Here is a 22,969-nt window from a genome sequence, read left to right on the forward strand (position 1 = left end):
CGAACGGCCTCCTGCCTCGGTAGCCAGACTCCATGACGCGTCCCGTTCCCCTGCTGCTCCTGCTTGCTGGTCTGTTGTTCTTCTTTGCCCTGGGAAACCATGAACTGCAAGGCTCCACCGAGGCCCGCGTGGCGGGGATCGCCATGGCCATGCACTTGGACAATAACTGGGTCGTGCCGCAGCTGTTTCGTGAACCCTTCCTGGAAAAACCGCCCCTGAGCCTGTGGCTGGACGCCGGAGCGATTCGCCTGTTTGGCGGCACGCCCGGGGCCGTACGCCTGGCCTCGGCATTTGCCGGTCTGTTCAGCGTGATGCTGCTCTACGCAATGCTGCGCAGGTTCGGGCGCCCGAAGACACTGGCCTTCAGCGCGGCACTGATCCTGGCGACCATGGCCAGCTACTGGAGCAATGTGCGCGGCGTGGGGGAAGACTCACTGCTAAGCCTGGGCGTGACCACTGCACTGCTGGCGTTCTACCAGGCGATGCGGCCTGAGTCCGAGCGCCAAGGCTCCACAACGTGGACCTGGGCGTTGTTTACCGCCGGCATGGTGATCGCCACCTTGAGCAAAGGCGTGCTGGGCCTGGCGATGCCGGGCATCGTGATCTTTGTGTACCTGGCCAGCATCAGCCTGATGGACAAGCGCCTGCGCCTGGCCGACTGGCTCAAGCCGGCGCTGTTCACCCTGCTGGCATTGGTGCCGCTGATGATCTGGCTGGGCTTCCTGTTCCAGCGCGGCGGGATGCAGGCCGTGGGCGAAGTGCTGTGGACCAACAGCGTCGGGCGCTTCAGCGGCTCGTTTGTCGAGGCCGGGCATTACGAACCGTTCTACTACTACATCGCCAAACTGCCCGAGGCTTTCCTGCCGTGGAACATCCTGGTGTACCTGGGCCTGTGGCATTTCCGTAAAAGCCTGGTGCGTAACCGCTATCGCCTGTTTTTCAGCGTATGGCTGGTGGCGCAGTTCACCCTGCTGACGCTGGCCTCAAGCAAGCGCACGGTTTACTTGATGGCCCTGACCCCAGCCGCCGCCGTACTGGCCGCAGAATATGTGCGGGTGCTGCTGGAATGGCTGAAGGATCACAAGCCGGCCTTGTACACCTATCACCGCCGCGTGATTGGCGGCGTTTTCACCCTGGCAGTGGCGTGCTACCTGATCGCTGCTTTCTGGTTCGCGCCCAAAGCCGACGTGCGCCAGTCATTTGTGCCGCTGATCAGTCAGATCCAGGCACTGCAAGCCGAAGGCAGGGAAGTGGTGTTGTTTCAGCCTAACGAAAGGATTGCCGGGGCCAGCGTGTTCTACACCCAGGCCTACCTGCCAATCCTGCAGACAGAAACCGAACTGCACAGCTACCTCGCGGCCAAGCCCGGCAACATTGCGCTGCTGGACCATACCAACGAGTTGACCACCAAGGTCACGGTGATCAAGGAGATGGCAATCAACCGCCAGCCCTACTACTTCATCGAGCAGTAAGGCCGGCGTGGGGCATCAGTGCTTGGTGACCTTGTCCAGGTAACCCATGGCGAACGCCGAGATCACGAAGGTCATGTGGATGATCACGTACCACATCAAGTGTTGTGGATCGACGTTCTTGGCGTCCATGAAGATGCGCAGCAAGTGGATGGAGGAAATCGCCACGATGGAGGCCGCCACTTTCATCTTCAACGACGAAGAGTCCATGGTGCCCAGCCAGTTGAGCTTTTCCTTGCTTTCATCGATATCCAGCTGCGAGACGAAGTTCTCGTAGCCGGAAATCATCACCATCACCAGCAAGCCGCCGACCAGGGCCATGTCGATCAAAGACAGCAGCACCAGGATCAGCTCCGACTCGGCCATCGAGAACACGCTCGGCAGCAGGTGAATCACTTCCTGGAAGAATTTCAGCGCCAGCGCCAGCAACCCGAGGGACAAGCCGAAATAGATCGGCGCCAGCAGCCAGCGCGAGGCGTACATAGCATTTTCGATAAAGCGTTCCATTGGATCTCACACAGCATGGCTAGAAATGGCGGCGAGTATACCAGCCGCTATAAGACACCTGTAACCACGAGAAAACTGACCCAGGCGGCTTCTGTAAGAGAATTTTTCTGCTAGTGTCGAGCCCATCAACTCGGCTCAATGACGTCGGACAGGAAGAAACTCAGATGATGGATGTGCGATCCCCTTTGGCCAGCCTCGGCCTGTGCGCGGCATTGCTGCTGGCCGGCGGCTGTTCCCCAAGCGATGAGCAGAAACACACCACCCTCGAAGAGAAAACCGCAACGTTCGAACAATCCCTCGACAGCATCCAGGACCCCAAGCTGCGCGATGCCGTGGCCGACCTCGGCGGTTCGCTGCTGTTGCTGGAACGGGCGCGGGTCAAGCTCGCCACCAAGCCCGTCGAAGCCGAATACGGCGAAGATACCCTCGCCCTGCTCAAGCATTACCCTACACCCCAGGGGCTGGTGGACACCTACATCAATGGCTTGTTCGTACTGCGCAAAAACTCACACTCCGATTACCTGACGGACTTGCAGCCGGTCTTCCCGTTCAACTTCAACATCCCGGACCAATTCCCCTTCCCCCATGGCCTGGAGTGGCAGTCCGTCACCTTGAGCAACAACAAGGTCGTGCCGTTCCAGCCGGAATGGTCGGAAACCGATCCCGGCATCCAGTTGAGCCCCAGCAGCTCCAACCTGACCAACCCGGATGACCTGACGGTGACTTACCCGTTCATCGATGGCATCGAGACGGAAAACAAAAGCCAACCGCAGCCCATCAGCCTCAAAGGCACAGTGGAAGTGATCGCGCCGGGCAAAGTGCTGACCTTCGATCTGTCGAAAAAGGACGTGGGCCATAAGCGCACCGACGGCAACATCACCGTCAACCTGCTGCTTCTGGAAAAGAACTACGCCGAAATCGAGCTGACCAACAGCCAGCCGCTGGCACCTGAAGTCGGTGACGAATCGCCCAACCCCTTGCTGGTGCAGGCGCGGGACAGCACCGGGCAATTCCTCACGCGTTCGGGCTCGATCAACGAAAGTGCCGCGCAAGTCGAGTTCTACGAGAAGCAACTGGCCGAGATGCAAAAACAGAAAGCCTGGTCAGATGCCTTTGAAAAGCAGTTGACCGATGAGCAGAAAGCCTTCGAACACAAGCAGAGCAGCCATTACGCCAAGGTCTATTTCAATGGCGTGATCGACACCTTGCAGATCAACGTGCTGGATTTTTCCACGGCCACGGTCACCCGCAAGGATCTCGACCTGCCGGTGCTGCGCTTCGACAAGAACAGCCTGGAAAAGACCGTACAAGCCTTGCCCATGCCGGTCACCGTGTATGACGACGGCGCCGCCAGCTGGCTCAAGGACGCGACGATGACTGAGGAGCAACTGAAGAACAGCGTCACCATCAGCCAGTCCGTCGAAGATGCCAGCGCCGCCCATATCGTGTTCGACCACCCGTTCACCTTCAATGACGACCTGGTGGGCAGCGAGCGCAACAGCAGCGAATCGCCGGTGACGTTCTTCACCGCCGACGAAAAAGGTGAGCGCGGCGAGCCCATCGAGTTGCCCACCGAGGCGTATGAATTGAACCCGGCGCGCGGCACCCTCACCTACGACCTCAACCTGTTCCCGGAAAACCCGGCATTTGTGGTGGGTTCGATCCCGCTGTTCCTGGCGACTATCGAGAAAGGCGACATCGATGCGGCCAAGCTGCCCAAGGGTTTGTCACTCAAGGACAACGCGCTGATCATCGACCAAAAGGAATTCCCCGCCGACAGCTGGCGCTTCTACGCCAAGGACGCCAGCGGCAACTACCTCAAGGAAATCCTCGGCGTCAGCCACCGCGCCGAGGAATACGGCACGGCATTGTTTGACGTGCATTATTTCTACGGCCGGCCAACGGCGTTTGAAAGCTACCAGCGCACCGACCTGAGCACCGTGCAGTACGGTTTCGAGGTCAAGCTGCACAAGCCTGAGAACAAATGACCGATCGTCACAGGGCAAGCCGTTCATGCCCACCATTGAGCTGCCGCAGATGGGCCTGCATATGCAGGCACCAGATCTGCGGGTCGGCCGCCACCTCATAGCCGTACAAAGTCAGGCTATCGACGATCGATTGCAGAATGGTTTCTGCCACAAAAGGCCCATGAAACGGGCCTTGGGACTTAATGGTGGAAGGCTGCTCGCCAGTCATTCCGGCGGCAAACAACAAGGTCCACATTCCGTTATCCCCCGCGAGCGGGCGAATGGAACATTCAATACGGGTGACCAGGCCGAAGCACTGGCGGGTGAGGCAGAGGTTGCGCGGCATGGCGGCGACCCTCGGTAGATCGGCGTTCAACCTCAGCCTGAAGCGAGGCTGTTTCTATCCAGCGACTCCTGTGGATATCCCTACGCTCAGAATAGAAGAAAAACACGACAAACCAAGGCTGTAGGGACCAACGGACATTAGTCCCTCAGAAAGAAGTCAATTTAATGACGCAACCAGATCCAAATGTGGGAGGGGGCTCGCTCCCGATGCAGTGTGTCAGCCGACATCTACATGACTGACCTATCGCAATCGGGAGCAAGCCCCCTCCCACAGGTTTGATCGGGCCTGGCCTCAGAACTCAGGTGGGCTTGGCTTCGGCCAGCGCCTGCTGCGCCAACTCCTTCTCGGCTTCCTTCAGGTCTTCCTCGCTGATCATCTCGGCAATCGCGCGCAAGCGCTCGACCACCCGGGCATTGACGGTGCCTTCCGGGAACTGCCCCTCGGCGTCCGGCTCACCGGCATCCTCGCCCACCAGCAGGCTCAACGCCTCATCCGCCTGGCGCACCGCATAGATGTGGAATTGCCCAGCACGCACGGCCTGCAACACCTTCTCATCCAGCATCAGAGTGGCGACGTTGGCCTGGGGAATGATCGCCCCTTGCTCACCGGTCAAACCACGGGCTTCACACAGGCGGAAGAAACCTTCGATCTTCTCGTTGACCCCGCCCACGGCCTGCACTTCACCAAACTGGTTGATCGATCCGGTGATGGCAAAACACTGTTTGAGCGGCGTCTTCGACAAGGCCGAAATCAAGGTGCACGCCTCGCCCAAGGACGCGCTGTCACCGTCCACGTAACCGTAGGACTGTTCCAACGCGATGCTTGCCGAGATCGCCAGCGGGAACTCCTGTGCATAGCGGCTGCCCAGGTAACCGGTGAGGATCATCACGCCCTTGGAGTGAATCGGCTGACCGAGGTTAACTTCGCGCTCGATGTCGACAATGCCGCTGCCGCCCGGATACACCGTGGCGGAAATCCGTGCCGGCACACCGAACGCCGAATCACCGACCTCCAGCACCGTCAGCCCGTTGCACTTGCCGACCGCCGCGCCGGCGGTGTCGATCAGGATGACTCCGGCGAGCATGTCGTCGAGAATCCGCGCCGACACACGCCCGGTACGCGTAGCCTTGGCCTTCAGTGCACGCTCGATATGGCCAGCATCGGTCATCTCGTCGCCCGCCAAGTGGCGAATGAAATCTGCCTCGCTGACCAACTGGAACAAATCCCCAATACGCGCCGACAAACGCCCCTGGTGTTCGGCCAGGCGTGCGCTGTAAGTGGCCAGCCGCGCGACCGCGTCCGAGGTCAGCGGCGCCATGCCTTCCTCCGAGGTCCGGGTTTTGAGCAACTGGGCGAACTGCTCCAGGCTCTCATCCACCATCGGGATGTCTTCGTCGAAGTCCACCAGCACCCGGAACATCTCCTGGAAGTCCGGATCGGCGTCCTGCAACGCGTAATACAACTGGCGCGAACCGATGATGATGACCTTGACCTGCAACGGGATCATCTGCGGGTTGAGGGTCACAGTGGCCAGGCGGCCCAGTTCGCCCAGGGGCGATTCCATCTTCAGCTTGCGCGACTGCAAGGAACGCTTGAGGGCGTCCCACACAAACGGCTCGCTGAGCATCTTCTCGGCTTCAAGAATCAGGAACCCGCCGTTGGCACGGTGCAAGGCGCCCGGGCGTAACTGGCGATAGGTGGTGTACAGCGCGCCCTGGTCGGTGCTGTATTCGATACGGCCGAACAGGTTGTCGTAGGTCGGGTGCGGTTCAAACACCACCGGCGCGCCACCGTTGACCGGATGGCCCACCACCAGGCTCGGGCAGTATTGCTCTTCGAGCAGCTTGCGGGCCTGGGCGTCGGTCTTGGCGTCGTCCACCAATTGTTCCACCACGGTTTTCAGCAGGTACACCTGCATGGCCTGCAGGTAACCGCAGACGCCGGCGTTCTCGGCGTATTTTTCCGACAGCGGCGCGAGCAATGGTTGCAGGGCCAGGGTGATGGTTTCTTCGTTGAACTGACGCAGTTGGTTGTTGGACTCGCGCTTCCACTGAGGGAGGCTGGCCAACTCCTCGTTGAGGCGTTCTTCCAGCTCGGAAATATCCGTATGGAAACGCTCGCGATCCACTTCCGGCAGCTGCGAGAACTCGGCCTCATCCAGCGCCTTGCCGTCGAGCATCGGCGTGAAGGCGATGTTGGAGCTGTCGCGGTAAAGCGCCACGTCCTTTTCCAGGGCCAGACGTTCGATCACGTCCAGCGCCTTGTCGTAACGCTGGTTGAAGGCGCGGTCGATGGCACTTTTACGCTGTTGATAAGTCGGGTGCTCGAACACCGCCGGGAAGGTCGCGACGAGGTTGTCGACCAGGCCATTGATGTCAGCAATGAACGCCGCTGCCGCACCGCCGGGCAATTCCAGGGCGCGGGGTTCGCGAGGCTCGTCAAAGTTATTCACATAGACCCAGTCCGCCGGGGTCTGCAGGCGCTTGCCTTCAGCCTTCAGGTAACGTTTGACGAACGAAAAGCGGCCGGTACCCGGCTCGCCCATGACAAACACGTTGTAACCGGGGCGTGGCATGGCCACACCGAACTGCAACGCTTCAACCGCGCGTTCCTGGCCAAGCACACCGCGAAAGGGCTCCAGATCATTGGTGGTCGAGAAGCTGAACTGTTCAGCGGAGAAAGGGCGAGTCAGCGCTTCGGGCGCTAGACGCAAGCTGGCAGCAACAGGATCAGGCATCGGGCTTCCTTACATCAGGCGGGGCAGATGACGGCATTCTGGCTCTCCGTTGCGCGCTCTGGCAAGGCGAGCCGTAGGGAAAGCATAGACACGGAACATACCCTACAAAAAAAACGCGACATTGCTGATTGTTTTATAAAAACACACGGAACCGTTGGAACATGCCTAAACTCCAAACTGCGCGGGTTGGACTAATAACCGATCCCAGGGGCGCTATGAAGTGCCTGAACCCTTGTCCATTGGTTTGCACACAAAGAGAACAAAGCTATGAAACGGATCCTTCTCGGTACTCTCTTCACCGTCGTCTCCCTCAATGCAATGGCTGAAGCACCAGGCGGCCCTAACTGCGGTTGGGGCAACATGTTGTTCGAAGGCCAGCGCGGTACTCCGGCTCACTTCCTGGCTTCCACCACCAACGGTACTTCGGGTAACGCCACCTTCGGCATGACCTCGGGCACCAACGGTTGCAGCACCAACAGCGCGCTGACCTACGGCGGCAAGTCCTGGATTGCCATGAATGGCATGATGAACGAGCTGTCCGAAGACATGGCCAAGGGTAATGGTGAAGCACTGACCACCTATGCCGTGGTACTGGGCGTTGCGCCGGAAGATCGCGAGCACTTCGCTGCCGTGGCTCACGAACACTTCCAGCAAATCTTCAGCAAGGCCGATGTAACCGCTGAAGACGTGCACAACAACACCCTGGCTGTACTGAAAGGCGATGCCCGTCTGGCGAAATACGCTACCCAGGCTTAAGCTCGACCTGCCCGCGCCTCCCCAGGCGCGGGTTTTATTTTTGGACCCACCTCCCTTTGGGTCTCTCTAATTTCCGACTTAAGTTGCCCCTATGCTCAAACGCTTTGCCTGGATGGCACTCCTCGCCTGCGCCCCGCTGTACGCGGCACCGCACCTTGATGATCAACGTTTGCAGCAATTGGCCAATGATCCGTTCTGGCTTTCTTTAGGCCATTACGAAGCCGGCAAAATCAGTGGCTGGCGCAGTTATGTCAGTGAAAAGAAATTTTTCCTCGCAGCCGATGGCGCCCACCACCCGGATGCAGAACTCAAGGCCACCGTCGATGCGCTTTACGCTCCGGCCAGCCTGGGTGAAAAACACGCCCAATGCGTTTACCCCGCACGTACCCGCTGGCTCAAGGATCAGTTGCACCTCACTGACCTGCCTGCCGTGGACTGCAAAGAATTCAAGCAATGGTTCAAGGACGTCGCGCCCCATAGCGCGGTGATGATCTTCCCGGCGGCCTACCTCAACAGCCCGTCGTCGATGTTCGGCCACACCCTGCTGCGTATCGACCAGGCCGACGTGCAGAGCAACAAGACTGCGCTGCTCAGCTACGCGATCAACTTCGGCGCCTACATCGAAGGTTCGGACAACAGCATCCTTTATGCCTGGAAAGGCCTGATGGGCGGCTACCCCGGCCTGTTCGCCCTGGTGCCCTACCAGGAAAAACTCTCCGAGTACCGCAGCCTCGAAAACCGTGACCTGTGGGAATACCGCCTCCACCTCACCCAGGTCGAGACCGAGCGCATGGTCGAGCATGTGTGGGAACTCAAGCAGATCCAGTTCGACTACTTCTTCTTCGATGAAAACTGCTCCTATCGCCTGCTGGAACTGCTGCAAGTGGCCCGTCCGGGCCTGCGCCTGACCGAGCAATTCCCGCTCACCGCCATCCCCACCGACACCGTCAAGGCGGTGAAGGATGCAGGTTTGGTAGAGAAAATCGACTACCGCCCCTCCCGCGAGCGCGAGTTGCTGGAGCGCGCCAAGCCGCTGAACAGCGACGAACAACAATGGGTGCTGAAGGTCAGCGACGACCAGCAGCAATTGCAGGCGCCGGCCTTCAAAGCGTTGCCTCGCGACCGCCAGGCCCTGATCATCGACGCGGCTTACCGCCTCGGTCGCTATCGCGCCAATGGCCTGGAACGCGACACCGCACGCTCCCAACGCAGCTTCGAGCTGCTGCGCGCGATCAACCAGAACCCAGCGCCCGACCTGAAGATCACACCCCCCGGCCTGCCCGAAAACGGCCATGAATCGCGCACCTGGCAAGCCGGCATCGGCACCCGTGGTGACAAGGCCTTCGGCGAATATGGCCTGCGCATGGCCTACCACGACCTCAACGACAACGCCGAAGGCTTCCCCCTCGGCGCGCAGATCGAAATCCTGCAGATGAAGCTGCGCCAGTACGAAGGTAACCACTGGCAACTGCAGCAACTGGACTTAGCCACCATCCGCTCCCTGACCCCGCGCAACGCCTTGCTGCAGCCGTGGTCCTGGCAAGTCACCGGCGGCCTGGAGCGGGTGCCCGGTAAGCACGACGACGAAACCCTGGTTGCCCACGTCAACGGCGGCGCCGGTGGCACCTGGCAACTGAGCGACGACATGCTCGGCTTCGCCCTCGGCACCGTGCGCGTGGAACACAACAACGACTTCAACGAAGCCATCTCCCCCGCTGCCGGTTTCAATACCGGCGTGCTGTGGAAAAACCCCCTGGGCAACTTGAGCCTGGAGGCTAAAGGAGACTTCTTCACCAATGGCGAAGTACGGCGCAGCCTCAGCCTGAACCAGCAGTGGGAACTGTCCCGCAACCTCGGCCTACGCCTGAGTGCACAGCGCGAGTACAGCCACTTGTCGACGCCGGTGAATGAAGTGATGCTTGAGGTGAAGTGGTATCACTACTGACTAACATCTTTTGTCAGCATTGCCCGCACCATCAGGAGTTCACTCGACATGGCCGTTACCTGCACCACCCTTGAAGAAGTCCGAAACAACATCGACCGCCTCGACCAGCAAATCGTCACCCTGCTGGCCGAACGCGGCCGCTACGTCTCCCAGGCGGCACGCTTCAAAAAAGACACCGATGGCGTCAAGGCCCCACAGCGGGTTGAGCAGGTGATCACCAAGGTGCGGGATCTGGCGCAGACCGTGGGCGCCAACCCCGAGGTGACCGAGCAGGTCTATCGCGCCATGATTGCGGCGTTTATCCAGCAGGAATTGGCGGAACATGCGGCTCTGGCGAGAGCTGAAAAGCCACAAACCTAATCCATCAAACTGATCCACTCAGAATTTTCAGACTTTTGCATGCAAGTACAAATTACTACTCGGCTTCCAACCTATTGATAAATAGGCAAGAAATTTCCGACAAATTTTTAGCTTTTTTCAGTCAAAACAAACTCCCTCTCACTCCATTCTCTTTGTGAAGATTTGTGTCTAGTATCGAATGGCAGTCAATTTGCCATCACGTCTATACACGGATTCGAATAGGGTAAGAGGCTTATATGGAATTTTTTGAAAAGCTCACCAGTCTGGCAGCAAAAGTTCGGTTGCAAGGCCCTGCCATCCAAACAGAAGAAGCAACAAAGAACGCTTTTGTAATGCCTTTTATCAACACGGTTTTGGGTTACGACGTGTTTGATCCACAGGAGGTAACGCCTGAGTTTGTCTGCGATATAGGGACAAAAAAAGGCGAAAAAATCGACTACGCAATTATGAAAAACGGTGAGGTTCAAATACTCATCGAATGCAAAAAAATCGGCGAGTCATTGAGCATTAATCACGCATCGCAGTTGTTTCGATACTTTCACGTCACAAGCGCAAGAATCTCAATTCTCACGAACGGCCAGGTCTACAGGTTTTTCACTGACCTGGATGCACCTAATAAAATGGACGAAAAGCCATTTTTAGAATTGGATCTACTGGACATCGATGAGTACTCCGTACCTGAGCTGATAAAGCTTACAAAGTCGGCCTTCGACGTCGACTCGATCATCAACGCTGCCGGAGAGTTGAAATACGTCAGCCAGCTAAAGAAGCTTATTGGCGCCCAAGTCAGCAAACCAGAAGACGACTTCGTGAAATTCTTCGCTTCCCGCGTTTACGAGGGCGCAATCACGCAGAAAGTCCGTGAGCAATTTTTCGAACTGACACGGAAAGCGTTAGCTCAGTTTCTGAATGACCAAATCAATGATCGGCTCAAGTCGGCTATGAGCGGCGCTATTCAGCCGACGATAGCGTCACTGACTGTCGCGAACAGCACGAATGCTGAGACTCAGGATCGAGACGAGTCAGAAGATAAAATCCTGACAACGCTTGAAGAGCTTGAGGGCTATCACATCGTCCGGGCTGTCGTCCGCTCCGTTGTCGATGCCAAAAGAATCGTTCAGCGAGATACCCAAAGTTATTTTGGCATCTTGCTGGACGACAACAATCGTAAACCGATTTGTCGCCTTCACTTCAACAGAAGTCAGAAATACCTCGGAATATTCGACGAGGAGAAAAATGAGACTCGGCACGCTATCTCATCCATTGATGAGATTTACGAGTACGCCGATCAGTTGAAAAGGACCGTGGGCTATTACGCCTGAAGGCCAGATTGCATCAGGCAACACTTATTCAAGATGAGTGAAATCTGTTGCTAGGGAGGTGCCACTACCTCTTCGATGTAGCGCTGTCGCTCAGCAAACGGGGACCTCTGTGGCGAGCGGGCTTGTCCCGCGTTGGGGTGCGAAGCGCCCCTGATGAAGACAAATGTGGTGTATCAGACACTCCTCTGCGCCTGGTTTTGGGGCTGCTGCGCAGCCCAACGCGGGACAAGCCCGCTCGCCACAAGAATGCGGTCGCCTGAAATTATTTATGCAAGACTCAAAACCTCAGGGTGAAATTTTAACCTTTTAAAATCAGTGAGTTATTTTAAGTTTGATAAGAGTTTGCTTCCGCTGGGCTGCGCAGCAGCCACCGAACCGGGCGAAGCGTTCCTACCGAGAAAATATCCACCGTCAGCATTGGGCTGCTTTGCAGCCTTACGGAAGCCAGCGCCCTCGCCACAGATTCAGTGCTCACCGCTCGATCTCATCGCGCTCCACACCTTTCTCACACCCCTTTCACACCTCCCCGACAAATCCCTATCTAGACTTCCCCTATCAGCCGTGAAACGGCCAGGGAGCAAGCAATGTGGCGGTATGCAGTAATGCTGTGTGCGGTGGTGTGGCTGGCGGGTTGCCAATCAACTCACCAGGACTTGTTGGCCAAGGGCTATCCACCGGCCTTTGCCGATGGCTTTGATGATGGCTGCAGCAGCGGTCGCCAGGCCGCTGGCGTGATCACGGGGGAGTTTCGCAAGAATGTGCCGCGCTACCTGAAAGACCGGGAATACGCCGCTGGCTGGGAGGATGGTTTTCGCCAGTGCAAGGCCATGCGCGAGAACGAGGAACTGCGCGACTACAAGAACGACCACTGGGACGACCGTGAGCGCGCCTGGCAACAGGAGAAGAACCGCGACGCGGCGCGGGCCTATCGCTCGCAATAGGTCGCTTTCAGACATCCATCGAAACTAAAGCGCGGCGAACATGGCCCAAGCTCCATAGAGGGAGAACGTCATGAGCCGAGCTTTTGTAAATGAGGACAACGCCGCCGCCCAGGCTGATCAGCCGGTGGAGCGTCAGGTCAGTGAGCAGCCCAATCGCCTGACTGCGCAAGGGTTGGCGCAATTGCAGGCCAAGGTTGCGCAGTTACAGGCCGAACACAGCGCCGAATCCGCCAAGGGCGAACAGGCCGATAAGCAGCGCCAGGCCGACCTTGAGCGGGATTTGCGCTACTTCAACCAGCGCGTGCAGAGCGCCCAGGTGGTGGCGCCCGCTACGTCTACCGACAAGGTGCAGATCGGCAGTTGGGTCACCTTCGCCAATGAGCATGACGAACAGCAGCGCATTCAATTGGTCGGCGAAGACCAAGCCAATGCCGCCGCCGGCCTGATCAACTGGGGCTCGCCCCTGGGCCGTGCCTTGCTGGGCACCCAAGTGGGTGACGAGGTGCTGTGGAAGCGCCCCGTCGGCGATCAGTTGATCGAAGTGCTGCGCATCGAAGCCGAGGCTTAGACGATGCCTTGGGCCAGCATCGCGTCGGCAACTTTCACGAAGCCCGCAATGTTCGCGCCCTTCACGTAGTTGATCCGACCGTTCTCTTCGCCGTAGTGCACGCAGGCATGGTGGATCGACTGCATGATGTTGTGCAGCTTGCTGTCCACTTCACCGGCAGTCCACAGCAGGCGCATGGCGTTCTGCGACATCTCCAGGCCGCTCACTGCAACGCCGCCGGCATTGGATGCCTTGCCCGGCGCAAACAGAATGCCCGCCTCGATAAAGATATCCACCGCCTCAAGCGTGGTCGGCATGTTGGCGCCTTCGGCCACACAGATACAGCCGTTGCGCAGCAACGTGCGGGCGGCTTCGGCGTCGAGTTCGTTCTGGGTAGCGCATGGCAGGGCAATATCGCAGGCCAGTTCCCAAGGGTTTTTACCGGCGCGAAACTCCAGGCCGTAACGGGCAGCCAGTTCGCTGATGCGCCCACGCTGCACGTTTTTCAGCTCGAGCAGCGCCGACCATTGTTCCTCGGTCAAGCCGCTTTCGGCGTACAGCGTGCCTTCGGAGTCGGACAGGGAAATCACCTTGCCGCCCAGGTCCATGACCTTGCGCGCCGCGTATTGGGCAACGTTGCCGGAGCCGGAGACCGCCACGCGCTTGCCCTCCACCCGCTGACCGTCGCGCTTGAGCATTTCTTCGGCGAAGTACACACACCCGAATCCGGTGGCTTCCGGGCGGATCAGGCTGCCGCCGTAGGTCATGCCCTTGCCGGTCAGCACCGAGGTGAACTGGTTGCTCAGGCGCTTGTATTGGCCAAACAGGAAGCCAATTTCACGGGCGCCCACGCCGATATCGCCAGCCGGCACGTCCACGTCTGCGCCGATATGCCGGTACAGCTCGCTCATGAACGCCTGGCAGAAGCGCATGACTTCGGCGTCACTCTTACCTTTTGGATCAAAGTCCGAGCCGCCTTTACCGCCGCCCATCGGCAGCGACGTCAGGGAGTTCTTGAAGGTTTGCTCGAAGGCGAGGAATTTCAGCACGCCCAGGTTCACCGACGGGTGGAAACGCAAGCCGCCCTTGTAAGGACCGATGGCGCTGTTCATCTGGATACGGAAACCGCGATTGACCTGGACCTTGCCATGATCATCGACCCACGACACCCGAAAGGTAATCGCGCGTTCCGGCTCGCAGATGCGCTCCAGGATGCCCGAGGTCAGGTAGTGGGGATTGGCTTCAAGAAACGGCCACAGGCTGCGTAGGACTTCTTCTACCGCCTGGTGGAATTCCGGCTGGTCGGGGTCACGTTTTTTGAGGCGGGCGAGGAAGGATTCGACGGATTCGATCATGAAAAGTCTCGGCAAATTGATTGTTTTTAACGGAGATTGAGCCGGACTTTATCAATTCATGTCGCACCGCGACAGGGCAAAATGTCGCTTTTGTGAATTTAAATGGTGCATTAGATATAAATAAACCCAGGAAACAGGGATTTATCGCACCTAAAAGGGGATTTCCAAGGCAGGTTATGCACCAGCAGGGAAATAGCTATCGGGGCAAGCCCCCTCCCACATTTTGAATGTATTCACAAATCAAATGTGGGAGGGGCTTGCTCCCGATAGGGCCATCAAAAACACTGCAAAACCCCAGCGCAAAAAAAAGCGGAGCCCGAGGGCCCCGCTTTTTTTGACCAGCCGGATCAGGCCAGTTTTTTGTGCCGTACACGGTGCGGCTGGGCAGCAGCTTCGCCCAGGCGCTTTTTACGGTCCGCTTCGTACTCGGTGTAGTTGCCTTCGAAGAACACGGCTTGCGAGTCGTCTTCGTACGCCAGGATGTGGGTCGCGACGCGGTCAAGGAACCACCGATCGTGAGAGATCACAATGGCGGCGCCCGGGAAGTCCAGCAGGGCTTCTTCCAGGGAACGCAGGGTTTCAACGTCGAGGTCGTTGGACGGTTCGTCGAGCAGCAGGACGTTGCCGCCCTCTTTCAGGGTCAGGGCCAGGTGCAAGCGACCGCGCTCACCACCGGACAGGTCCTTGACGAACTTCTGCTGGTCGCCGCCCTTGAAGTTGAAACGGCCGACGTAGGTGCGCGACGGGATTTCATAGTTGCCGATGCGGATCTGGTCGGAACCGTCGGAGATTTGCTGGAATACGGTCTTGCTGCCATCCAGGTCTTCGCGGCTCTGGTCCACACAGGCCAGTTGCACGGTTTCGCCGACTTCGATGGTGCCCGAATCCGGTGTTTCCTTACCCATCAGCATGCGGAACAGGGTGGATTTACCCGCACCGTTACCACCAATTACGCCGACGATCGCGCCTTTTGGCATGGAGAACGACAGGTTGTCGATCAGCACGCGGTCGCCATAGCCTTTTGTCACGTTCTTGAACTCGATGACCTTGTCACCCAGGCGCGGACCGGCCGGGATGTAGATCTCGTTGGTTTCGCTGCGCTTCTGGAATTCCTGCGACTGCATTTCTTCGAAGCGTTGCAGACGGGCCTTGGATTTGGACTGGCGGGCCTTGGCGCCTTTGCGCACCCACTCCAGCTCTTCCTTCATGGCTTTTTCATGGGCCGATTGCTGCTTGGATTCGGCGGCCAGACGGTCGGACTTGGCTTCGAGCCAACCAGAGTAGTTGCCCTCGTAAGGGATACCGGCGCCTCGGTCGAGTTCGAGGATCCAGCCGGCAACGTTGTCGAGGAAGTACCGGTCGTGCGTGATCGCAACCACGGTGCCCGGGAAGTCGTGCAGGAAGTGCTCCAGCCAGGCGACGGAGTCGGCGTCCAAGTGGTTGGTCGGTTCGTCGAGCAGCAGCATGTCGGGAGCCGACAGCAGCAGGCGGCACAGGGCCACGCGACGTTTTTCACCACCGGACAGGAACTCGACCTTGGCGTCCCAGGCCGGCAGGCGCAGCGCATCGGCGGCGACTTCCAGCTGGCGCTCCAGGTTGTGACCGTCGCCGGCCTGCAGGATGGCTTCGAGCTTGGCCTGTTCGGCGGCCAGCTTGTCGAAGTCGGCATCCGGTTCGGCGTAGGCGGCGTAGACCTCGTCCAGGCGGGCCTGGGCGTCCTTGATCACGCTGACGGCTTCCTCAACCACTTCACGCACGGTCTTGGTCGGGTCCAGGATCGGTTCCTGTGGCAGGTAGCCGATGTTCAGTTCCGGCATCGGGCGGGCTTCGCCTTCGAACTCGGTGTCGACGCCGGCCATGATTTTCAGCAGCGTGGACTTACCCGAACCGTTGAGGCCGAGCACGCCGATCTTGGCGCCAGGGAAGAAGGACAGCGAAATGTTTTTCAGGATTTCCCGCTTCGGCGGAACAACTTTTCCCAGCCGATGCATGGTGAAGACGTATTGAGCCATGGTGAACCTAGCGTCTGTGACTGATGAATTAAGCGGGCGAAGCCCGTGCCAGGCCATGCGCCGCGCGGGCCGTTGACTATCATCAAGGCCAGCGAGCGGAAAAACCTGAAGATCTGGGGCTGGAACGCCACCGCGTAACCGGCAAAGCTACCTGAATGCGCTTGGTCAGTCCAGCCAAGCAGGGCTGGCACTTTGCCACAAGTCAAGGCATGCTAGCCGCCCTTCGGGCGTCCGGCTTATAGTGCACGTCGCGCGCCAGTCCAGCCAAACCGCAGGATCACAGCTTGTCCAAAGTCACGCCGCCAACTCCCTTGCGCGCCGCTCATATAGCGCCGGGAGCGCCCCTGCACGGTACCCTCAAAGGCGCATTGGCGACGCTCGTCCTCATGCTGCTCGCATTATTGTTCTGGCAGTTGCTGGACCAACTGCAGCAAAACCAGAAAAACCAACAGCAATACACCATCGACTACAGCGCCGACCTGGCTGAACAGATCAGCCTGAATATGGCCCTGAGTGCCAAAATTGCCCTGAACCTGCTGCCGATGGTCGAGCCGCCGCGCGACGTCGAACAGCAACAGGCCTTGACGCGCACGCTGCAGCGCTCGCTGCCGGAACTGCGCAGTATCGCCCTGCTCGCGCCCAGCGGCGCGCTGATCAGCGACAGCGCCACTGACAGCCAGGACAGCAGTTGGCTGGAAGAGTTGGTGCAGCGCAGCCATGGCCAACCCTACTACCTGAGCAATAACGACGACGGCACCATCATCTATCTGCTGCTGCACCAGCCCAGCGGCGGCTCAAGGATGTACTGGGCACTGCGCCTGGCACCCGACTACCTGGTCAACCTGACCCGCCAGGACAGCCAGGGCCAGCGCCCCACGTGGGCCATCGAGAACCGCCTGAACCACCGCGTGGTCAGCCGTGACAGCGGCATGCCGGCACAATGGGCCGGCGCCCTGACCCCGGATGACTTGAACAAAAGCGTACTGGTCACCCCCCTGAGCAAAAGCGACTGGCAGTTGCGCGGGATGTTCGACCGCTCAGCCGTGCTGGAACAACTGCTGCCAGCGTTTATCGGTAAATGCCTGCTGGGCCTGGCCTTCTCGTTGATCCCGGTGATCGTGCTGCTGAATATGCGTCGCCGTCAGCGCCAGGTGCATGAAGGCCGGCGCCGCTACCAGGATATTTTCGAAGGCACCGGCGTGGCCCTGTGCGTACTTGATCTGTCGGGCCTGAATGCGTTTTTTGCCAAGGTGCACTTGCACACCCGCGAGCAACTTCACGACTGGCTGCAAAACGCCCCTGAGGAATGCCAGCGGTTGCTCACCGAACTGCGCATCACCGAGATCAACCAGGTGGCAGTGCGTCTGCTCAGAGTGGGCTCCTGCGAGGAGGCTTGGGAACGGCTGATCAGTGATTGCCCGCGCAACACCACATCCATCGGGCATCAGATACTCGAAGCGGTGCTGACCCAACAAAACCAGCTTGAGTTGGAAATCCAGCTCAAGGATGCAGCCGGCAACGAGCAATACCTGTGGCTGGTAATGCGCCTGCCGGAGCAGCAGGACGACTTCAAGGCGGTGATCCTCAGCATCAGCGATATCACCAGCCGCAAGCTGATCGAGCTGTCGTTGGTAGAACGCGAGGGTTTCTGGTCGGATGTGGTGCGTACGGTGCCCGACCACCTGTATGTGCAGGATGTGATCAGCCAGCGCATGATCTTCAGCAACCACCATCTGGGTCACACCCTCGGTTATACCAAGGCCGAACTGCAGCAAATGGGCGAGTACTTCTGGGAAATCCTGCTACACCCCGAAGATGCCGAGCATTACCACGATTTGCGCCAGCAGCAACGTCATGTCGGCTACACCACCCAGCTGCACTGCCAGTTGCGCTTTCGCCATCGCAATAACCAATGGCGGCGCTTTGATATTCGCGAGCAAGCCCTGGCGCGGGACAAGACTGCGCAAGTCACGCGCATCATCGGTGTGGCCAAGGACATCACCGACCAGATCGAAGCCAGCGAGTCCCTGCGCGACAGCGAAAAGCGCTATCGCATGCTGGCCGAAAGCATCAGCGACGTGATCTGCTCCACCGACAGCCAACTGGCCCTGAACTACGTCAGCCCCTCGGTCAACGCCGTGCTGGGTTACGACGTGGACTGGGTATTCAAGAACGGCTGGCAGTCGATCATCGCCAACCCGCAGCAATTGACCGGTATTTATAGCCTGATGGAACAGGTCAGCCGGGCACTGGGCGATCCCGAGGCACTGAACCGACTCCGCGATCAAGTGCACACCCAATTGTTCCTGTTCGACTGCCTGCGCGCCGATGGCCGCAAGGTGCCGATTGAGCTGCGCCTGGTACTGGTGTGGGATGAGCACGGCGCCTTCGAAGGCATCCTCGGCGTGGGCCGCGACATCAGCCAGCAACGCCGCGCCGAAAAAGACCTGCGCATGGCCGCCACCGTATTCGAGCACTCCACGTCGGCGATCCTGATCACCGACCCCGCCGGTTACATCGTGCAGGCCAACGAGGCCTTCAGCCGGGTCAGCGGTTATGCAGTGGCGGATGTACTCGACCAGTTGCCAAACATGCTGACCGTCGACGAACAACAGGAAGCGCACCTGCGCTACGTGCTCAAGCAACTGCACCAGCACAGCACCTGGGAAGGCGAAGTGTGGCTCAAGCGCCGCAACGGCGAGCATTACCCGGCCTGGGTGGGTATTACGGCGGTGTTCGACGACGAAGGCGACCTGGCCAGCTATGTTTGTTTCTTCAGTGATATCAGCGAGCGCAAGGCCAGCGAACAGCGCATCCACCGCCTGGCCTATTACGACGCCCTGACCCACCTGCCCAACCGCACCTTGTTCCAGGACCGCCTGCACACCGCGTTGCAGTCGGCCGAACGGCAGAAGTCGTGGGTGGTGCTGATGTTCCTCGACCTTGATCGCTTCAAGCCGATCAACGACTCCCTGGGCCACGCCGCCGGCGACCGCATGCTCAAGGAAATGGCCACCCGCCTGCTCGGTTGCGTGGCCGAAGACGACACCGTGGCGCGCATGGGCGGTGACGAGTTCACCTTGCTGCTGCAACCGCGGGTCAGCCGCGAAATGGCGCTGAACCGCGCGATTCATGTGGCCGAGCAGATCCTTGCGAGCCTGGTGAAGCCGTTTGTGCTGGAGGGTCGCGAGTTCTTTGTGACCGCCAGTATCGGCATCGCCCTCAGCCCCCAGGATGGCAACGAGCTGAGCCAGCTGATGAAGAACGCCGACACCGCGATGTATCACGCCAAGGAGCGTGGCAAGAACAACTTCCAGTTCTACCAGGCCGACATGAACGCCAGTGCCCTGGAACGCCTGGAGCTGGAAAGCGACCTGCGCCACGCGCTGGAGCAGGACGAATTCGTGCTCTATTACCAGCCGCAGTTCAGCGGCGACGGCAAACGCCTGACCGGCGCCGAAGCCCTGCTGCGCTGGCGCCATCCACGCCGCGGGCTGGTGCCGCCGGGGGACTTCATTCCGGTGCTCGAAGAGTTGGGCCTGGTCGTGGACGTGGGCGACTGGGTGATCAGCGAAGCCTGTCGCCAGCTCAAGACCTGGCACCAGAACAAGGTGCGGGTGCCGAAAGTCTCGGTGAACATCTCCGCGCGGCAGTTCTCCGATGGCCAACTGGGCACGCGCATCGCCACCATCCTCAAGGACACCGGCCTGCCGCCGGCGTGCCTGGAGCTGGAGCTGACCGAAAGTATCCTGATGCGCGAAGTCAACGAAGCACTGCATATCCTCGATAGCCTGAAAAACCTGGGCCTGAGCATTGCGGTGGACGACTTCGGCACCGGTTATTCGTCGCTCAACTACCTCAAGCAATTCCCCATCGACGTGCTGAAAATCGACCGCACCTTCGTCGATGGCTTGCCCTCCGGCGAGCAGGACGCGCAAATCGCCCGCGCGATTATCGCCATGGCCCACAGCCTCAATCTGGCGGTGATCGCCGAAGGTGTGGAAACCCATGAGCAATTGGACTTCCTGCGCGAGCATGGTTGCGATGAAGTGCAGGGTTATCTGTTCGGGCGGCCGATGCCGGCGAATCGGTTCGAGGCGCAGTTCAGCAATGATGCCCTCTTCATGTTCGACTGAGATTTTGTGGTGAAGCCACTGGCCTCATCGGGGCAAGCCCCCTCCCACATTTGAATGTATCCACAAGTCAAAAGGTGGGAGGGGGCTTGCTCCCGATGAGGCCGGTACAGTCACCACCCATCCCGAGATGAGCCCCACTTGTCCGCGACATGATGTCCTTTCATATGCCATCTAAAACCCATTGGGTTAGAATGCCCTCCTTTTCTGCCCCCGATCCTTGAGGACCGCCATGTTCAGCCGTGATTTGACTATTGCCAAGTACGACGCCGATCTCTTCGCCGCCATGGAGCAAGAAGCCGTGCGCCAGGAAGAGCACATTGAGCTGATCGCTTCGGAAAACTACACCAGCCCTGCGGTGATGGAGGCTCAAGGTTCGGTTCTGACCAACAAGTACGCCGAAGGCTACCCAGGCAAGCGCTACTACGGTGGCTGCGAGTACGTCGACGTGGTTGAGCAACTGGCCATCGACCGTGCAAAAGAACTGTTCGGTGCCGATTACGCCAACGTCCAGCCACACGCCGGCTCCCAAGCCAACAGCGCCGTCTACCTGGCCCTGCTGCAAGGCGGCGACACCATCCTGGGCATGAGCCTGGCCCACGGCGGTCACCTGACCCACGGTGCCAGCGTTTCCTCCTCCGGCAAGCTGTACAACGCCGTTCAATACGGCATCGATGCCAACGGCCTGATCGACTACGACGAAGTCGAGCGTCTGGCGGTTGAACACAAGCCAAAAATGATCGTGGCCGGTTTCTCTGCCTACTCGCAGATCCTGGACTTCCCACGCTTTCGCGCGATCGCTGACAAGGTGGGCGCCTACCTGTTCGTCGACATGGCTCACGTGGCCGGTCTGGTCGCCGCTGGCGTCTACCCGAACCCGGTGCCTTTCGCTGACGTGGTCACCACCACCACCCACAAGACCCTGCGCGGTCCACGTGGTGGCCTGATCCTGGCTCGCGCCAACGCCGAGATCGAGAAGAAGCTGAACTCCGCCGTATTCCCGGGCGCCCAGGGTGGCCCACTGGAGCACGTGATCGCCGCTAAAGCGATCTGCTTCAAGGAAGCACTGCAACCTGAGTTCAAGACCTACCAGCAACAAGTGGTGAAAAACGCCCAGACCATGGCCAGCGTGTTCATTGAGCGCGGCTTTGACGTGGTGTCCGGCGGTACTGAAAACCACCTGTTCCTGCTGTCCCTGATCAAGCAGGACATTTCCGGTAAAGATGCTGACGCTGCCCTGGGCAAAGCCTTCATCACCGTGAACAAAAACTCCGTGCCGAACGACCCACGTTCGCCGTTCGTCACCTCGGGCCTGCGCTTCGGCACCCCGGCTGTGACCACTCGTGGTTTTAAAGAAGCAGAGTGCAAGGAACTGGCCGGCTGGATCTGCGACATCCTGGCGGACCTGAACAACGAAGCCGTGATCGACGCGGTACGTGAGAAGGTCAAGGCCATCTGCAAAAAACTGCCGGTATACGGCGCGTAATACAAAGAAGCCCACTGTAGGAGCGAGCTTGCTCGCGAAAAACGTCAACGATAACGCGTGCATCTTGGGTGCACGCGTTGCCTGTGAGTTCTTCGCGAGCAAGCTCGCTCCTACAGGTGGGCTTTTTTATGCCTGATAGACCCGCTCAAAGCCTTTTCGGATCTTGTCCTCCGGCAACTCATCGGCAATAAACACGATCACACTCTCCCGCACCTCGCCTTCGGCCCACTCGGTATCCCAGTCGAAACCATAGAGCTTGAGCACGCCTTGGAACACCATGCGGCGGTCTTCGCCGGCGATGTTGAGCACGCCTTTGTAGCGCAGCAGCTGCTTGCCATGGTCTTCCAGCAGTTCGTTCATGAACTCACTGAGACGGTCGATATCCAGCGGCTGGTCGGTGCGCAGCACCAGGCTGGATATACGGTCGATGGACGGCGCCTTACTCACCGGGCGCAGGCTCATGCCCGCGTTGAGGTTGAAACCACGCACGTCGAGCAGTTCGGCCAAATCAATCTTGCCGTGCTCGACCACGCGAATCGGCGCGCGGCGGTTGATGCGTGTCAGGCGCTCACTGAGTGCCTCGAAGGTGGCGTCATCCACCAGGTCACGCTTGCTCACCAGCAGGCGGTCGGCGAAACCGATCTGCGCCTGGGCGATGGTCTGGGTCAGGTGGTGCTCGGCGTGGGCCGCGTCCACAAGGGTGATGATGCCGTCGAGGATGTAGCGTTCGCGCAGCTCCTCATCGATGAAAAAGGTCTGGGCCACCGGCGCCGGGTCGGCCAGGCCGGTGCACTCGATCACCAGGCGGTCGAAGGCGATCTCGCCGCTGTCCAGGCGCTCTAGCAGCAGATACAGGGCTTTGGTGAGGTCGGTGTGGATGGTGCAGCACACGCAGCCGTTGGACAGGGTCATGACCTGCACCGGTTCTGCGCCCAGCAACTGGGTGTCGATACCGGCATCGCTGAATTCGTTTTCGATCACGGCGATTTTCAAGCCGTGTTCGGCCTTGAGCAGATGGCGCAACAAAGTGGTCTTGCCGGCGCCGAGGAAGCCACTGAGGACGGTGACTGGAATGGGAGAGGACAA

Annotated in this window: 16 protein-coding genes; 10 read left to right on the plus strand and 6 right to left on the minus strand. The window is 59.2% G+C overall.

The features are described 5' to 3' along the window. The first annotated feature begins 32 nt into the window (after positions 1–32). The gene (locus AD670_RS23195) at positions 33–1,472 is read left to right on the plus strand and encodes a glycosyltransferase family 39 protein (RefSeq protein ID WP_053137874.1); all 1,440 of its coding nucleotides are present in this window, start codon (positions 33–35) and stop codon (positions 1,470–1,472) included. A 15-nt stretch (positions 1,473–1,487) separates the two neighbouring features. Here the strand turns inward: AD670_RS23195 and AD670_RS23200 are convergent, their stop codons facing one another. Next, positions 1,488–1,976: a TIGR00645 family protein gene (locus tag AD670_RS23200; protein WP_016976786.1), complete on the minus strand. Its 489-nt coding sequence runs from the start codon at positions 1,974–1,976 to the stop codon at positions 1,488–1,490. 164 nt (positions 1,977–2,140) lie between these two features. Between AD670_RS23200 and AD670_RS23205 the strand changes: the two genes are divergently transcribed. Further along, positions 2,141–3,964: a hypothetical protein gene (locus AD670_RS23205; protein WP_082341034.1), complete on the plus strand. Its 1,824-nt coding sequence runs from the start codon at positions 2,141–2,143 to the stop codon at positions 3,962–3,964. Between the two features lie 7 nt (positions 3,965–3,971). Here AD670_RS23205 and AD670_RS23210 read toward each other — a convergent pair whose 3' ends face one another. Next, the gene (locus AD670_RS23210) at positions 3,972–4,289 is read right to left on the minus strand and encodes a hypothetical protein (protein WP_053137877.1); all 318 of its coding nucleotides are present in this window, start codon (positions 4,287–4,289) and stop codon (positions 3,972–3,974) included. A 298-nt stretch (positions 4,290–4,587) separates the two neighbouring features. Beyond that, complete coding sequence (locus AD670_RS23215) at positions 4,588–7,026, minus strand: Lon protease family protein (protein ID WP_053137880.1); 2,439 nt, start codon at positions 7,024–7,026, stop codon at positions 4,588–4,590. A gap of 267 nt (positions 7,027–7,293) precedes the next feature. On the opposite strand from AD670_RS23215, the gene AD670_RS23220 reads away from it, so the two are divergent. From AD670_RS23220 to AD670_RS23245, 6 genes are all read left to right on the plus strand, one after another. After that, positions 7,294–7,782, plus strand: coding sequence for a DUF3015 domain-containing protein (locus AD670_RS23220; protein ID WP_027605327.1), 489 nt, complete (start codon positions 7,294–7,296; stop codon positions 7,780–7,782). 91 nt (positions 7,783–7,873) lie between these two features. Beyond that, positions 7,874–9,727: a DUF4105 domain-containing protein gene (locus AD670_RS23225; RefSeq protein WP_053137883.1), complete on the plus strand. Its 1,854-nt coding sequence runs from the start codon at positions 7,874–7,876 to the stop codon at positions 9,725–9,727. A 48-nt stretch (positions 9,728–9,775) separates the two neighbouring features. After that, on the plus strand, positions 9,776–10,087 hold the full coding sequence (locus tag AD670_RS23230; protein ID WP_053137886.1) for a chorismate mutase: 312 nt from the start codon (positions 9,776–9,778) through the stop codon (positions 10,085–10,087). Between the two features lie 236 nt (positions 10,088–10,323). After that, positions 10,324–11,409 (plus strand): type I restriction endonuclease, encoded by a 1,086-nt coding sequence (locus tag AD670_RS23235; protein WP_053137888.1) that lies wholly within the window; start codon positions 10,324–10,326, stop codon positions 11,407–11,409. Between the two features lie 584 nt (positions 11,410–11,993). Beyond that, positions 11,994–12,350 (plus strand): hypothetical protein, encoded by a 357-nt coding sequence (locus AD670_RS23240; protein ID WP_053137891.1) that lies wholly within the window; start codon positions 11,994–11,996, stop codon positions 12,348–12,350. A 70-nt stretch (positions 12,351–12,420) separates the two neighbouring features. Then, positions 12,421–12,918, plus strand: coding sequence for a GreA/GreB family elongation factor (locus tag AD670_RS23245; RefSeq protein ID WP_053137894.1), 498 nt, complete (start codon positions 12,421–12,423; stop codon positions 12,916–12,918). On the opposite strand, the gene gdhA is transcribed toward AD670_RS23245, so the two are convergent. Both gdhA and ettA read right to left on the minus strand, forming a co-directional pair. Continuing rightward, a complete protein-coding gene (gene gdhA / locus AD670_RS23250) occupies positions 12,915–14,252 on the minus strand; it encodes an NADP-specific glutamate dehydrogenase (RefSeq protein ID WP_053137897.1) in 1,338 nt (445 codons plus the stop codon). The two genes, AD670_RS23245 and gdhA, sit on opposite strands and share 4 nt — an antisense overlap. Before the next feature lie 347 nt (positions 14,253–14,599). Next, a complete protein-coding gene (gene ettA, locus AD670_RS23255; protein ID WP_053137900.1) occupies positions 14,600–16,264 on the minus strand; it encodes an energy-dependent translational throttle protein EttA in 1,665 nt (554 codons plus the stop codon). Positions 16,265–16,548: 284 nt separating this feature from the next. Here ettA and AD670_RS23260 point away from each other — a divergent pair, with 284 nt between their 5' ends. Then, positions 16,549–20,400 (plus strand): bifunctional diguanylate cyclase/phosphodiesterase, encoded by a 3,852-nt coding sequence (locus AD670_RS23260; RefSeq protein WP_053137903.1) that lies wholly within the window; start codon positions 16,549–16,551, stop codon positions 20,398–20,400. A 229-nt stretch (positions 20,401–20,629) separates the two neighbouring features. Continuing rightward, positions 20,630–21,883 carry a serine hydroxymethyltransferase gene (gene glyA / locus AD670_RS23265; protein ID WP_053137906.1) on the plus strand — a complete coding sequence of 418 codons (1,254 nt, stop codon included), beginning with the start codon at positions 20,630–20,632 and terminating at the stop codon, positions 21,881–21,883. Positions 21,884–22,009: 126 nt separating this feature from the next. Here glyA and yjiA read toward each other — a convergent pair whose 3' ends face one another. After that, on the minus strand, positions 22,010–22,969 hold the full coding sequence (yjiA, locus tag AD670_RS23270) for a GTPase (RefSeq protein WP_053137909.1): 960 nt from the start codon (positions 22,967–22,969) through the stop codon (positions 22,010–22,012).

It is taken from the genome of Pseudomonas sp. MIACH (assembly GCF_001269925.1).
In the GTDB taxonomy this organism is placed as follows: domain Bacteria; phylum Pseudomonadota; class Gammaproteobacteria; order Pseudomonadales; family Pseudomonadaceae; genus Aquipseudomonas.